The following is a 12,809-nucleotide window of genomic DNA, read 5'->3' as shown; positions in this document are numbered from 1 at the left end:
GCAGTCAGGGAAGGGCGACGGCAATCGGCGCACCCGGTTTCGCCACCCGCTCAAGCTCGCGCACGACGTCGTCCGCCTGGTCCGCCGTGAGCCCCTCCAGTGACTGGACCGCCCAGACCGCCGGGAACGTATTCGCGGCGAAGGGCAGGCGCGCGGGCTCCGCCACGGACACGCTCAGGCGGCGGGCCACGGCGTACCGCACGTTGCCGTCGAACGGATCAACGCCCGTGTAGTGGATGCCGGCCTGGACGAAGCGCAGGCCGTCGTCGCCCGGGCCGCAGCACACGTCCAGCACGGCGTGCCTGCCCTGGGCCTTGAGCAGGGCGATGAAAGGTTCCAGTGAGGTTTCTGTCAGCAGGGTCATCGTGTTAACCAGTCTTGGTTAAAACCCGCTGCGTGTGAACCGTCCCGTGGACCATAACCGCCGCGGGCATTCTGCCCGCGGCGGTTGAGTTCAGGCCGGTCAGTTGAAGACGACGGTCCGGTTGCCGTCCAGCAGCACGCGGTGTTCGGCGTGCCACTGCACGGCCTGGGCGAGGGTGCGGCCCTCCACGTCCCGGCCCATCTGCACGAACTGCTCCGGCGTCCGGGCGTGGTCCACGCGGATGACTTCCTGCTCGATGATCGGTCCCTCGTCCAGCGCGGCGGTGACGTAGTGAGCGGTGGCGCCGATCAGCTTCACGCCGCGGGCATGGGCCTGGTGGTAGGGCTTGGCGCCCTTGAAGGACGGCAGGAAGGAGTGGTGGATGTTGATGGCCTTGCCGGTCAGCTCGGTGCACAGGTCATCCGAGATGATCTGCATGTAGCGGGCCAGGACGGTCAGTTCGACGCCCTCCTCGGCGATGATCTTGCGCAGCTGGTCCTCGGCCTGCTCCTTGGTGTCGGGCGTCACCGGGATGTAGTGGAACGGGATGCCGTAGAACTCGGCCAGGCCGGCCAGGTCCCGGTGGTTGGAGACGATCGCCGGGATCTCGATGGGCAGGGTGCCCGAGCGCTGCAGGAACAGGAGGTCGTTCAGGCAGTGGGCGGACGTGCTGGCCATCAGCAGGGTGCGGACCTTGCGGCCGACGGGGTTCAGGTTCCACTGCATGCCGAAGGCTTCGGCCACCGGCTCCAGGGCAGCAACCACTTCGCTCTGGGAGGCGGTGGTGGTGGCTTCCACGCGCATGAAGAAGGTGCCGGTGGACTCGCTGCCGTACTGCTGTGAGTCCGTAATATTGCACCCCGCCACGAGCAGGGCGCCGGCAACGGCGTGCACAATTCCGGGGCGGTCAGGGCAGGACAGGGTTACTACGTACGATTTGGCGAGCTGGTCTTCATTCACGAAGAACAGCCTACCCGCGCGTCGGTCCCGGTTTTGATAGTGTGGTGGCGTCGCAACTGGCGTTTGGGTGGCTAACCACCAGGGAGCGGCACTCACGAAGACCACGGATCGTACGCCTGGGCCGAGGGTCATGTTTTGCCGGTAGCGCTGCGCTTCTCGAAGAGCAGCCACCCACTGCGCTGCGGCGCCCTAAGAGACCTGCGTCCGGATGCGTTTCCGGATGATGGTCATCGACGGGCGGAGCAACGTTCCAGCCGGTAGCCTGACCTTTAGCAGTGCCCATCCCTAGCCAGGAGTTCTTCGTGACTACTTCACCGACTTCCGTTAGCACCTCCTCCGTCAGCAACCAGCCGCTGGCTGAACTCGATCCCGAGATCGCCGCAGTACTGGACCAGGAACTCGGCCGCCAGCGCGGCACCCTGGAAATGATCGCCTCCGAAAACTTCGCGCCCCGCGCGGTCATGGAAGCCCAGGGCTCCGTTCTGACCAACAAGTATGCCGAGGGCTACCCGGGCCGCCGCTACTACGGCGGCTGCGAATACGTGGACGTCGCCGAGCAGCTGGCGATCGACCGAGTCAAGGACCTGTTCGGCGCCGAATACGCCAACGTCCAGCCGCATTCCGGCGCCCAGGCCAACGCCGCAGCCCTGCACGCCATGATCACCCCGGGCGACAAGATCCTGGGCCTCTCCCTGGCCCACGGCGGCCACCTTACCCACGGCATGAAGCTGAACTTCTCCGGCAAGCTCTACGAAGTTGCCGCCTACCAGGTCGAGGAAGACAACTTCCGGATCGACATGGACAAGCTGCGCGAGCAGGCCATCGCCGAAAAGCCGGAGGTCATCATCGCCGGCTGGTCCGCCTACCCGCGCCACCTCGACTTCGCAGCCTTCCGCTCCATCGCCGATGAAGTCGGTGCACTGCTCTGGACCGACATGGCGCACTTCGCCGGCCTGGTCGCCGCCGGACTGCACCCGAGCCCGGTGCCGCACTCCGACGTCGTCACCTCCACCGTGCACAAGACGCTTGCCGGCCCGCGCTCCGGTGTGATCTTGGCCAAGGAGCAGTGGGCCAAGAAGCTCAACTCCGCCGTCTTCCCGGGCCAGCAGGGCGGCCCGCTCATGCACGTCATCGCCGCCAAGGCCGTGGCCTTCAAGATCGCCGGCACCGCTGAATTCAAGGAGCGCCAGGAGCGCGTCCTGGAAGGCGCCAAGATCATCGCTGACCGCCTCAACCAGTCCGACGTTGCCGAGGCCGGCGTCTCCGTCCTGACCGGCGGCACCGACGTCCACCTGGTGCTGGTGGACCTGCGCAACTCACAGCTGGACGGCCAGCAGGCCGAGGACCTCCTGCACTCCGTGGGCATCACCGTCAACCGCAACGCCGTGCCGTTCGACCCGCGCCCGCCGATGGTCACCTCCGGCCTGCGCATCGGCACCCCGGCCCTGGCCACCCGCGGCTTCGGCGCCACCGAATTCACCGAGGTGGCCGAGATCATCGCCACCGCGCTGAAGTCCGGTTCCGCCACCGACGTCGAGGCCCTGCAGGCCCGCGTGGACAAGCTCGCTGCCGACTTCCCGCTGTACCCGCAGCACGAGCAGTGGTGATCCGTGACTGAAACCGCAAAAACCGCGCAGATCCTTGACGGCAAGGCTACCGCCGCTGCCATCAAGGCCGAGCTGACCGAACGCGTGGCCGCACTCAAGGCCAAGGGCGTCACTCCGGGACTGGGCACCATTCTGGTGGGGTCTGACCCCGGCAGCACCTGGTACGTGGGCGGCAAGCACAAGGACTGCGCCGAGGTGGGCATCAACTCCATCCGCCGCGACCTGCCCGAGGAAACCACCCAGGACGAGCTCCTGGCCGTGGTCCGCGAACTGAACGACAACCCGGAATGCACGGGCTACATCGTCCAGCTGCCGCTGCCCAAGCACATCGACCAGGACGTCATTCTGGAGGCCATGGATCCGGACAAGGACGCCGACGGCCTGCACCCGATGAACCTGGGCCGGCTCGTGGCCAACATCAGCGGCCCCATGAAGTCCCCGCTGCCCTGCACCCCCAAGGGCTGCGTGGAACTGCTTAGCCGCCACGGCATTGACCTGAAGGGCAAGCGCGTCCTTGTGGTCGGCCGCGGCGTCACCATCGGCCGGCCCGTAGGCCTGCTGCTGACGCGCAAGGACGTCAACGCCACGGTCGTGCTGGCGCACACCGGCACTGCCGACCTGCCCGCCGAACTCCGGCAGGCCGACGTCGTGATCGCCGCGGCCGGCGTGCCGCACCTGGTCAAGGCGGAGGACCTCAAGCCGGGAGCCATCGTGCTCGACGTCGGCGTGAGCCGTGTTGACGACGGCACCGGCAAGGCCGTGGTCACCGGAGACGTGCACCCCGACGCCGCCGACGTCGCCGCCTGGCTGTCCCCGAACCCGGGCGGCGTGGGTCCGATGACCCGCGCCATGCTCCTGGCCAACGTGGTGGAAACCGCGGAACGCCAGGCGGGTATCGCGTAGCCTGCTGAGATGGGCCCACCCCCGCAGGGTTCCCTGACCGGGCTTGCCAGGTTAGGGCGCGGGTGGGCCATAGGGCGTCTACTCCTCCGGGAGTAGGCGCCCTACGCCGTTAAGCCGACGACGCGTGCGGCCTTCCCGGCTAGGCTCGGACCTATGCAGCGCCGTTTCCGGGGACCGCCCACAGCAGCCATCGTGGTTGCCGTGGCCATCTTCGAGGTGGTGGGCACCGTCTTCGCTTCCGCCCGGCAGCCGGACCACCGGCCGCTGGATGCCCTCGCGTTCGTCCTGCTGCTGGCGGGACCGGCCGCCCTGTCGCTGCGGCGCCGCGCCCCGCTGGTGATGCTCCCGGCCGCCGCGGCGTCCGTGGCGGCATACCTGGCCCTTGGCTATGCGTGGGGTCCGGTGTTCCTGGCGCTGGCGCTGGCGATCGTGCTCTCCGCCGCGGCCGGGAAGCGCTGGCAGACCTGGGCCGTGGCCGGCGCATGCGCAGCTGTCCTGGTGGCCGGCGCGGCAGCCAGCGGCGACGAGTTCGCGGTGATCCGGGCCTTCGCCGGCACGTCGTGGCTGGCCATTCTGGTGCTGATGGGGGAGGGCATCCGGCTGCGCACCGAACGCGTCGCGGAACGGCACCGCCAGCGGGAGGCACGCGAGCAGGCCGCCCGCGACGAATACCGGCTGGCCCTCGCCCGCGACATCCACGACGTCGTTGCGCATTCCCTGTCGCTCATCAACGTCCGCGCCTCCGTGGCGCTGCACCTCGGGGAAAAGGACCCTGACCAGTTCCGCCCCGCGCTGGAGGCCATCAAGGCGGCGAGCAAGGATTCGCTGGCCGAGATTCGCCAGCTGCTGGGCGTGCTCCGCGAGGATGCCCCGCTCAGCCCCGCGCCGCCGCCGCGGCTGGACCGGATTCCCGGGCTCGCCAACGACGCCCGCCGGGCGGGCCTCGAGGTCAGCCTGACCCAGCCGGAGGCGGCTGCCGCGCAGCAGCTGCCCGGTGCCGTCCAGGAAGCGGCGTACCGGATCGTCCAGGAGGCCCTGACCAACGTGGTGCGGCATTCCGGCGCCCGGAAGGCCGCCGTCGTTCTCGCCTTGGAGGGCACGACGCCGACTTCCGGAAGTCAGCTCACCGTGACCATTGACGACGACGGCGCCGGGGCCGCCGGGGTGCCGGAAGGCAACGGAGTGACTGGGATGCGGGAGAGGGCGGCCGCCCTGGGCGGTTCCCTGCACCTTGCGACGCTGAACCTTGCGCCGCCCCACCCCGGCTGGCGGGTCCGGGCCGTGATTCCGGTGGCGTGGCCGCCGGCCGGACCTGAACGGGAGGCGCCGTGATCCGCATCCTGCTGGCCGACGACCAGACCCTCATCCGCGCCGGCTTCCGGGCCCTCCTGAACGCCGAACCGGACATGGAGGTGGTGGCCGAGTGCGGCACCGGCCGCGACGCCGTCCGCCTGGCCGCCCGGGAGCGGCCCGACGTGGTGCTGATGGACATCCGGATGCCCGGCACGGACGGACTGGAGGCCACCCGGAAAATCATGGCCGACCAAGGCCTCACCGGCACCCGCATCATCATCCTCACCACCTTCGAACTGGACGAATACATCGCGGAGGCGGTGCGCGCCGGGGCGGCAGGGTTCCTGGTGAAGGACACCGAACCCGAGGAGCTGCTCCGCGCCGTCCGGGTAGTGCACGACGGCGACGCCCTGCTCTCGCCGTCGGTCACCCGGCGCATCATGGCGCAGATGGCGCTGCAGTCCCGGGCGACCGCGGCTCCGGTGTCGCTGGCGAACATCACCGAACGCGAACGTGAGGTCCTGCGGCTCGTGGGGGAGGGCCTGAACAACGCGGAGATCGCGGAACGGCTGGTGATCACGCCGCTCACGGCCAAGACCCACGTCTCCCGCATCATGACCAAGCTGCTGGTCCGCGACCGCGCGCAGCTGGTGGTGCTGGCCTACGAATCGGGCCTCGTCCGGCCCGGCTGGGCGGGCTAGGGCTGCAGATCCGGCTGAGCGGGCCAGGGCTGGAGATCCGGCTGCGGCAGCAGACCCTCTTTCGCAGACGCCCAATCACCTCCTGCACCAAATCCACCGATCCTCTCTCACCTCCTGCAGCTTTCCTGACGACCATCTATCACTAGGTACAGGCGAACGAGGTGCTCGGGCCGGCAAGGAGTGAGAGAGGGTGCGCTTGAAACCGGTAGGAAGTGAGAGAGGGTCGGGTTGAAACCGGCAGGGAGTGAGAGAGGGTCGGGTTGAAACCGGCAGGAAGTGAGAGAGGGTCCGTTGGTTGGGCGCAGCAGGCCCGGGACTCCCGGTGGAGTACGCGGGGCACTAAAGGTGACTCCCGGCGTCGGACGACCCGCTGGCGTCGGACGGCCAGACTCGAACCAGAGCCGAAAGCCGGCCCTTACCGAGATTTTGGGAGCATGACATGACTTCATCCCTAGCCACCACGTTCGCGGTCCAGTCCGCGCAGCTGCTGGCCGATCCCGTCGCCCACGGCCCGTGGGCCGGCGGATTCTCGCCATGGTTCCTGCTGTTCCCGCTGTTCTGGATCCTGGTGATCGGACTGTTCATCTTTTTGTTCCGGCGCACGTGGCGGCGGAACCACGAGTGGGCCACCGCCCGCGGCGGCGAAAGCGTCCTGCGTGAGCGTTACGCACGCGGCGAAATCGACGAGACCGAATACCGCCAGCGGCTGGAGGTCCTCCGCAGCGACGCGCGCGGGGGCAACCGCCGGTAACGCCAACCGCCACGGGGGCGCGCGGGGGCAACCGCCGGTAACGTCAACCGCAACGGGGGCCCACGCCCGCCGGGTTCCCTGGCCGAGCTTGCGAGGCAAGGGGGCGGGCGGCAGGGTCAGATATCGCCCAATAATGCCGCCGCAATGGGCGATATCTGACCCCGCGTTGCTGTTCCGGGTTTTTTGAGATTTAGCTATTCCTTTGGCCAACACCGCGTACTAGCGTAATGGGGTGCCCGAACTCCATTCCGCCGAAGGAACGTCCAAGAAGCCCGTGCCCCACAAAGACGAAGGGCCCGATAACGAGACAGGGGCCGCCCAAGACGCCGGGCCCGCCGCGCCGCGGTACGTGATCACCGCCGAGAACCTGACCAAGACCTACGGCGATGTGACCGCCGTCGACGGCATTTCCTTCAGCGTTCCGGCGGGGGAGTCGTTCGGGCTGCTCGGGCCCAACGGTGCGGGGAAGTCCACCACCATGAAGATGATCGGCGGGGTGTCCCAGCGGACCTCCGGGAACCTGACCATCATGGGCCTGGACCCCGAGCAGAACGGTCCCGAGGTGCGCGCACACCTGGGTGTGGTGCCGCAGCAGGACAACCTGGACGAGGAACTCAAGGTCCGCGACAACCTGCTGGTCTACGGCCGCTACTTCGGACTGCCCATGAGCTACCTCAAACCCAAGGCGGACGAGCTGCTCGAGTTCGCCCAGCTGACGGACAAGGCCAAGTCCAAGGTGGACGCCCTGTCCGGCGGCATGAAGCGCCGCCTCACCATCGCCCGCTCACTCATCAACGAGCCCCGCATCCTGCTGCTGGACGAGCCCACCACGGGCCTGGACCCGCAGGCACGGCACATCCTCTGGGACCGGCTGTTCCGGCTGAAGGAGCAGGGCGTCACCCTGATCCTCACCACGCACTACATGGACGAGGCCGAGCAGCTGTGCGACCGGCTGATCGTGGTGGACAAGGGCCGGATCATGGCAGAGGGCTCGCCGGCCTCGCTCATCCGGGACTACTCCACCCGCGAAGTCCTGGAGCTGCGGTTCGGCTCCGAGCGCAACGCCAGCATCGGTGCCGAGCTCGAGGGCATCGGCGAACGCCTGGAAACGCTCCCGGACCGCGTGCTCATTTACACGCACGACGGCGAGGCGGCGCTGGAGGAAGTCTCCGCGCGCGGGCTGCGGCCACTGACGTCGCTGGTGCGGAGGTCATCGCTGGAGGACGTGTTCCTCCGGCTCACCGGCAGGAGCCTCGTTGACTGAGCCGTCGCCTGCTGTGCCGGCCGGCGGGCGCGCCGCCGGGGCAGCCGCCGGGCCCGCCGCCGTCGGGAATTCACCGGAGGGCCCGACGGCGGGACGCACCCTGCGTGCCCACCCGCCGGAGGTGTCGGCCGCCAGGGCGCGGCGCTGGGGCGCCTTCTACTACGCCGAGCAGGTCCTGCGCGTCATGAAGGGCTACGGCTGGTCCATCTTCCTGTACAGCGTGGGCCAGCCGGCGGCGTACCTGTTTGCGATGGGAGTCGGCCTGGCCACGCTGGTGGATACCAGCAGCGCCACCGCGTTCGGCGGGGTCAGCTACATCGCCTTCATCGCGCCGGCGCTGCTCGTCTCCGCCGCGGTCATGACGGCAGCCAACGAATTCACGTTCCCGGTGATGGACGGCTTCAAATGGCGCCGCGTCTACTACGGTCCGCACGCCTCCCCGCTGACCCCGGAGCAGATCGCGGCCGGTCAGATCATCGCGGTGACCCTGCGGTTCCTGCTGCAGTCCGTCATCTACTTCGTCATCGTGGCCATGTTCGGGGCATCACCGAGCGGCTGGGGCTGGGGCTCCGTGCTGGTGGCAACCCTGGCCGGGCTTTCATTCGGGCTGCCGCTCATGGCGTACGCGGCGCACATCAAGGAAGACAAGGGCCAGTTCGCCATGGTGATGCGGTTTATCGTCATGCCGCTGTTCCTGTTCTCCGGCACGTTCTTCCCGCTGGACACGCTGCCGGTGCTGGTCCGCTGGGTCGGCTGGATTTCGCCCATCTGGCACGGCACCGAGCTGGGCCGGGTGATGACCTTCGGCTACGAGGAATCCCCGGTGCTGACCATCATCCACGTCGTGTTCCTGCTGGCCCTGGCGTGGTTCGGCTGGGTCCTCACCAAGCGCCAATTCGCAAGGAGGATGGGGCAGTGACAGTCCTGACCCAAGGCCACGCCGTCACGGACGACGCCCGGAACCGGCGCTTCGGCCCGCTGTACTCACGCAACGCCCGCGCGGTGATCGGGCGCGGGCTGATGGCCACCAAGAGCAGCAACTGGCTGGTCATGCTGTCCGGGTTCTTTGAGCCGGTGCTGTTCCTGATTTCCATGGGCGTCGGGATGGGCGCCGTGGTGGGTTCCGTCGCCGGGCCGGGCGGCCAGGAAATCAGCTACGCCGCGTACATCGCACCGGCGCTCCTGGCGGTTTCGGCCATGAACGGGGCGGTGTACGACTCCACCTGGAACGTCTTCTTCAAGATGAACTTCGCCAAGCTCTACCAGGGAATGCTGTACACCTCGCTCGGACCGCTGGACGTGGCCATCGGCGAGATCTTCCTTGCCCTGCTGCGCGGCCTGCTGTATGCCACCGGATTCACGGCGGTCATGGCGGTGATGGGCCTGATCACCACCCCGTGGGCGCTGCTGATGATTCCGGCCTCCGTGCTGATCGCGTTCGGGTTCGCCAGCTTCGGCATGGGCATCACCAGCTTCATGAAGACCTTCCAGCAGATGGACTGGGTGAACTTCATCATGCTGCCGATGTTCCTCTTCAGCGCCACGTTCTATCCGCTGAGCGTCTACCCCGGGTACATCCAGTGGCTGATCCAGGCCATGCCGCTGTGGCACGGGGTGGAACTGCTGCGGCAGATCAGCGCGGCCTCCTTTACCCCGGCCACAGCCATCCACGTGGGCTACTACCTGGTGATGATCGTGCTGGGCCTCATGCTCACCACCGGAAGGCTGCGGAGCCTGTTCCTGAAGTAGGCAGGTGTTCGCCGCCGGTGGAAGCGTCCTGGGGCGCTCCGGGGATTTGAGAGAATAGCTTCATGCAATCTCTGGGCAGCTCCAAGTCGTCATCCACCCCGGGCCGGGGCGGATTCTCCATGTTCCGCATCAGCGGTCCGGGCCTGCTGGTCCTGGTCACCGCCTTCCTGGTGGCCGTGATCTTCGCCGCCAACCAGAACGACGTCGTCGGCTGGGTTGTTGCTGTCATCGCGCTGTTCTGGCTGGCGCTTGCCTCCTTCGTGGTTTTCAGCATCCAGCGGGCGGCCAAGAAGGCCGGCGCCAAGATCAACGAGGCGCACAACGCGTTCAACGCCGCCACCGGCCGTGCGCCCTCGGCCGCTTCGGCCGACCACGGCGGAACCCGCCTTGTCCGCGAACGCAGCGAGGCGGAGGAACTCCGCGACATGAAGCTGGACCACTCCTTCAAAATCGTGCAGGTTCAGGTGCGTGTGGTGGAGCAGGAACGGGCCAAGGGCGCAGCCGCGGACCAGGACACAATCCGCCGTGCCCTCGAGACCATCGAGATCACCGCCACCAACGCCCGTGACATGATCAAGTCATCCGGCGGCTCCGGCGAGCCCGTGACCGGAACCATCATCGACTAGAGTGGAACGGGTGAGCTCGGCATTGAAGAAGGACCACCTTCGCATCGCAACAGTCAACGTCAACGGCCTCCGTGCTGCCTACAAAAAAGGCATGTCGGAGTGGCTCGCGACCCGCGAAGTGGACATCCTGACCCTGCAGGAAGTGCGTGCACCTGACGCCATCGTCCGCCAGCTCATCGGCGAAGGCTGGTACATCCTGCACGCCGAAGCCGAGGCCAAGGGCCGCGCCGGCGTGGCCATCGCCTCCCGCGAGGAGCCCCTCGTCACCCGTGACCACATCGGGGACGACTACTTCGCCACCGCCGGCCGCTGGGTGGAGGCGGACTTCCGCGTCCGCGACGCCGCAGGCAACGCCTCGCAACTTACGGTCGTGAGCGCCTACGTGCACTCCGGCGAGGCCGGCACCCCCAAACAGGACGACAAGTACCGCTTCCTGGATGTCATGAGCACCCGCCTGCCCGAGCTCACCAAGCACAGCGACCACGCCCTGGTCACCGGTGACCTGAACGTCGGCCACACCGAGCTGGACATCAAGAACTGGAAGGGCAACGTCAAGCGTGCCGGCTTCCTGCCCGAGGAGCGCGCCTACTTTGACCGCTTCTTCGGTGAGGAGATCGGCTGGAAGGATGTTCACAGGGGCCTGGCGGGTAACGTCAACGGCCCCTACACCTGGTGGTCACAGCGCGGCCAGGCCTTCGACAACGACACCGGCTGGCGCATCGACTACCACCTGGCCACCCCCGACCTCGCGGCCGCAGCAGTGCAGGCCGTCGTGGACCGGGCACCCTCGTGGGACACCCGCTTCTCTGACCATGCCCCGCTGGTAGTGGACTACCGGCTCTAGTTCCAAAGGCCCCGACGAATGACCTCCACTTCCACCGTGACCGACGCCGCAGCTGTGCAGCCCGAAGCAGCCAACGGAACCCAGCCGGCTGCCGGCATCCGGCACCGCATCCTGTCCGGCATGCAGCCCTCCGCCGACTCGCTGCACCTTGGCAACTACCTCGGCGCCCTCGTGAACTGGGTACGGATGCAGGACGAGTACGACGCCGTCTTCTTCATCCCCGACCTGCACGCCATCACCGTCCCGCAGGACCCGGCCGAGCTGGCCCGCCGCACGCGGGTGACCGCGGCGCAGTACATCGCCGGCGGCGTGGATGTGGACAAATGCACGCTGTTCGTCCAGTCCCAGGTGCCCGAACACGCCCAGCTGGCCTGGGTGCTGAACTGCATCACGGGCTTCGGCGAAGCGTCCCGCATGACGCAGTTCAAGGACAAGTCCCACAAGCAGGGCTCCGAGCACGCCAGCGTGGGCCTGTTCACCTACCCCATCCTGCAGGCCGCGGACATCCTGCTCTACCAGCCGCACGGCGTCCCCGTCGGCGAGGACCAGCGCCAGCACGTCGAGCTCAGCCGCGACCTCGCTGCCCGCTTCAACTCCCGCTTCGGCGAGACCTTCACGGTGCCCAAGCCCTTCATCCAGAAGGAATCGGCGAAGATCTACGACCTGCAGCACCCCACGGCCAAGATGTCCAAGTCCGCGGAATCCCCGGCGGGCCTGATCAACCTGCTCGACGAGCCCAAGGTCACGGCCAAGCGGATCAAGTCGGCGGTCACGGACACGGAGACGGAGATCCGCTTCGACCGGGAGGCCAAGCCCGGCGTGTCCAACCTGCTCACCATTTACTCGGCCATCACCGGTAAGTCCGTGGACGCCCTCGTGGGCGAATACCAGGGCAAGATGTACGGCCACCTTAAGGTGGACCTTGCCGAAGTGGTGACCGAGCGGCTGACGCCGATCCGCGAACGCGCCAACGAGCTGCTGGCGGACCCGGCGGAGCTGGACCGGCTGCTGGCCCACGGCGCCGACAAGGCCCGCGCGATCGCGTCCGCCACGCTCCAGGATGTCTATGCCAAGACTGGCTTCCTGCCGTATGCCGGAGCCCGCTAGCGAGATGCCGGCCCCCAAGCCCGCCAACAGCGGAGTCAGCGACGGAATGAGCCTCGGGGTCATTCTGGGCTTCCCCCCTGACATCGCCGAGGAACTGCAGCGGTGGCGGGCTTCTTTCGGGGACCCCATGGCCACCGTCATTCCGGCGCACATCACCCTCGTCACCACCACGCCCACACATGACTGGGATGCTGCCCGGGACCACGTGCGCGAGGTGGCCCGGACACAGGCCCCGTTCATGGTGACCATCTGCGGAACGGGGTCCTTCCGGCCCGTCTCGCCGGTAGTGTTCATCAACGTGGAGGACGGCTTCCAGCAATGCGTCGACCTGCACGAAAAGCTCCAGACCGGACCGCTCGAACGCGAGCTGCCCTTTGCCTACCACCCGCATGTGACCATCGCCCACGACGTCGCGCCGGAAAGCCTCGATGAGGCCGAAACGGTGCTGAAGGACTACAGGGCAACCTTCCCGGTGGTTAGCATGGGACTCTACGAGCACGACACCGACGGTATATGGCAGCTACGGGAAGAGCTTGACTTTGGTACCGAACCAGACGACGAACGGGACGCCCTCCGAGCAACAAACGCCGACGGAGCCACCGCTCCCCACTGAGCGTGCGCGGCTCAAGCTTGAGGTCAT

General features: G+C 67.6%; 14 protein-coding genes and 1 riboswitch. Of the genes, 12 read left to right on the top strand and 2 right to left on the bottom strand.

The genetic code is table 11. From position 1 onward, the window contains the following. Nucleotides 1–4: 4 nt before the first annotated feature. Nucleotides 5–364 (bottom strand): class I SAM-dependent methyltransferase, encoded by a 360-nt coding sequence (locus R5O87_RS07340; protein WP_410558398.1) that lies wholly within the window; start codon nucleotides 362–364, stop codon nucleotides 5–7. A gap of 99 nt (nucleotides 365–463) precedes the next feature. Continuing rightward, on the bottom strand, nucleotides 464–1,324 hold the full coding sequence (gene purU / locus R5O87_RS07335; protein WP_410558397.1) for a formyltetrahydrofolate deformylase: 861 nt from the start codon (nucleotides 1,322–1,324) through the stop codon (nucleotides 464–466). A gap of 42 nt (nucleotides 1,325–1,366) precedes the next feature. Further along, nucleotides 1,367–1,453, top strand: a riboswitch (ZMP/ZTP riboswitch). A gap of 173 nt (nucleotides 1,454–1,626) precedes the next feature. On the opposite strand from purU, the gene glyA reads away from it, so the two are divergent. The 12 genes from glyA to R5O87_RS07275 all read left to right on the top strand — a co-directional run bounded on the left by glyA (nucleotide 1,627) and on the right by R5O87_RS07275 (nucleotide 12,782). Next, entirely contained in the window at nucleotides 1,627–2,931 is a 1,305-nt protein-coding gene (gene glyA, locus R5O87_RS07330; protein ID WP_410558396.1) for a serine hydroxymethyltransferase, read from the top strand. A 3-nt stretch (nucleotides 2,932–2,934) separates the two neighbouring features. Continuing rightward, nucleotides 2,935–3,834, top strand: coding sequence for a bifunctional methylenetetrahydrofolate dehydrogenase/methenyltetrahydrofolate cyclohydrolase (locus R5O87_RS07325; RefSeq protein WP_410558395.1), 900 nt, complete (start codon nucleotides 2,935–2,937; stop codon nucleotides 3,832–3,834). 153 nt (nucleotides 3,835–3,987) lie between these two features. After that, nucleotides 3,988–5,166, top strand: coding sequence for a sensor histidine kinase (locus R5O87_RS07320; RefSeq protein WP_410558394.1), 1,179 nt, complete (start codon nucleotides 3,988–3,990; stop codon nucleotides 5,164–5,166). Next, nucleotides 5,163–5,828 carry a response regulator gene (locus R5O87_RS07315; RefSeq protein ID WP_410558393.1) on the top strand — a complete coding sequence of 222 codons (666 nt, stop codon included), beginning with the start codon at nucleotides 5,163–5,165 and terminating at the stop codon, nucleotides 5,826–5,828. Before R5O87_RS07320 ends, R5O87_RS07315 begins: the two co-directional genes overlap by 4 nt. 439 nt (nucleotides 5,829–6,267) lie before the next feature. Further along, nucleotides 6,268–6,579, top strand: a complete 312-nt coding sequence (locus tag R5O87_RS07310; protein ID WP_410558391.1) for an SHOCT domain-containing protein — start codon at nucleotides 6,268–6,270, stop codon at nucleotides 6,577–6,579. Between the two features lie 349 nt (nucleotides 6,580–6,928). Beyond that, a complete protein-coding gene (locus tag R5O87_RS07305) occupies nucleotides 6,929–7,843 on the top strand; it encodes an ABC transporter ATP-binding protein (RefSeq protein ID WP_410558423.1) in 915 nt (304 codons plus the stop codon). Nucleotides 7,844–7,943: 100 nt separating this feature from the next. Next, complete coding sequence (locus R5O87_RS07300) at nucleotides 7,944–8,762, top strand: ABC transporter permease (RefSeq protein ID WP_410558422.1); 819 nt, start codon at nucleotides 7,944–7,946, stop codon at nucleotides 8,760–8,762. Next, nucleotides 8,759–9,592 carry an ABC transporter permease gene (locus tag R5O87_RS07295; protein ID WP_410558389.1) on the top strand — a complete coding sequence of 278 codons (834 nt, stop codon included), beginning with the start codon at nucleotides 8,759–8,761 and terminating at the stop codon, nucleotides 9,590–9,592. The genes R5O87_RS07300 and R5O87_RS07295 overlap by 4 nt, the downstream gene beginning before the upstream one ends. A gap of 62 nt (nucleotides 9,593–9,654) precedes the next feature. Beyond that, nucleotides 9,655–10,218, top strand: a complete 564-nt coding sequence (locus tag R5O87_RS07290) for a hypothetical protein (protein WP_410558388.1) — start codon at nucleotides 9,655–9,657, stop codon at nucleotides 10,216–10,218. Between the two features lie 10 nt (nucleotides 10,219–10,228). After that, the gene (locus tag R5O87_RS07285; RefSeq protein ID WP_410558386.1) at nucleotides 10,229–11,062 is read left to right on the top strand and encodes an exodeoxyribonuclease III; all 834 of its coding nucleotides are present in this window, start codon (nucleotides 10,229–10,231) and stop codon (nucleotides 11,060–11,062) included. Between the two features lie 18 nt (nucleotides 11,063–11,080). Next, nucleotides 11,081–12,169, top strand: coding sequence for a tryptophan--tRNA ligase (gene trpS / locus R5O87_RS07280; RefSeq protein WP_410558385.1), 1,089 nt, complete (start codon nucleotides 11,081–11,083; stop codon nucleotides 12,167–12,169). A 4-nt stretch (nucleotides 12,170–12,173) separates the two neighbouring features. Further along, the gene (locus R5O87_RS07275; protein WP_410558421.1) at nucleotides 12,174–12,782 is read left to right on the top strand and encodes a 2'-5' RNA ligase family protein; all 609 of its coding nucleotides are present in this window, start codon (nucleotides 12,174–12,176) and stop codon (nucleotides 12,780–12,782) included. Nucleotides 12,783–12,809: the final 27 nt, after the last annotated feature.

Origin of the sequence: Arthrobacter globiformis (genome assembly GCF_046536215.2) — a bacterium.
Lineage (GTDB): Bacteria > Actinomycetota > Actinomycetes > Actinomycetales > Micrococcaceae > Arthrobacter > Arthrobacter globiformis_E.
This window is presented reverse-complemented; position numbering and strand designations above follow the sequence as displayed.

What these genes read in the sequence shown, in the direction of transcription:
- trpS (WP_410558385.1), top strand. Translation starts at nt 11,081, where the DNA reads ATGACCTCCACTTCCACCGTGACCGACGCCGCAGCTGTGCAGCCCGAA.
- R5O87_RS07340 (WP_410558398.1), bottom strand. Translation starts at nt 364, where the DNA reads ATGACCCTGCTGACAGAAACCTCACTGGAACCTTTCATCGCCCTGCTC.
- R5O87_RS07275 (WP_410558421.1), top strand. Translation starts at nt 12,174, where the DNA reads ATGCCGGCCCCCAAGCCCGCCAACAGCGGAGTCAGCGACGGAATGAGC.
- R5O87_RS07310 (WP_410558391.1), top strand. Translation starts at nt 6,268, where the DNA reads ATGACTTCATCCCTAGCCACCACGTTCGCGGTCCAGTCCGCGCAGCTG.
- R5O87_RS07290 (WP_410558388.1), top strand. Translation starts at nt 9,655, where the DNA reads ATGCAATCTCTGGGCAGCTCCAAGTCGTCATCCACCCCGGGCCGGGGC.
- R5O87_RS07320 (WP_410558394.1), top strand. Translation starts at nt 3,988, where the DNA reads ATGCAGCGCCGTTTCCGGGGACCGCCCACAGCAGCCATCGTGGTTGCC.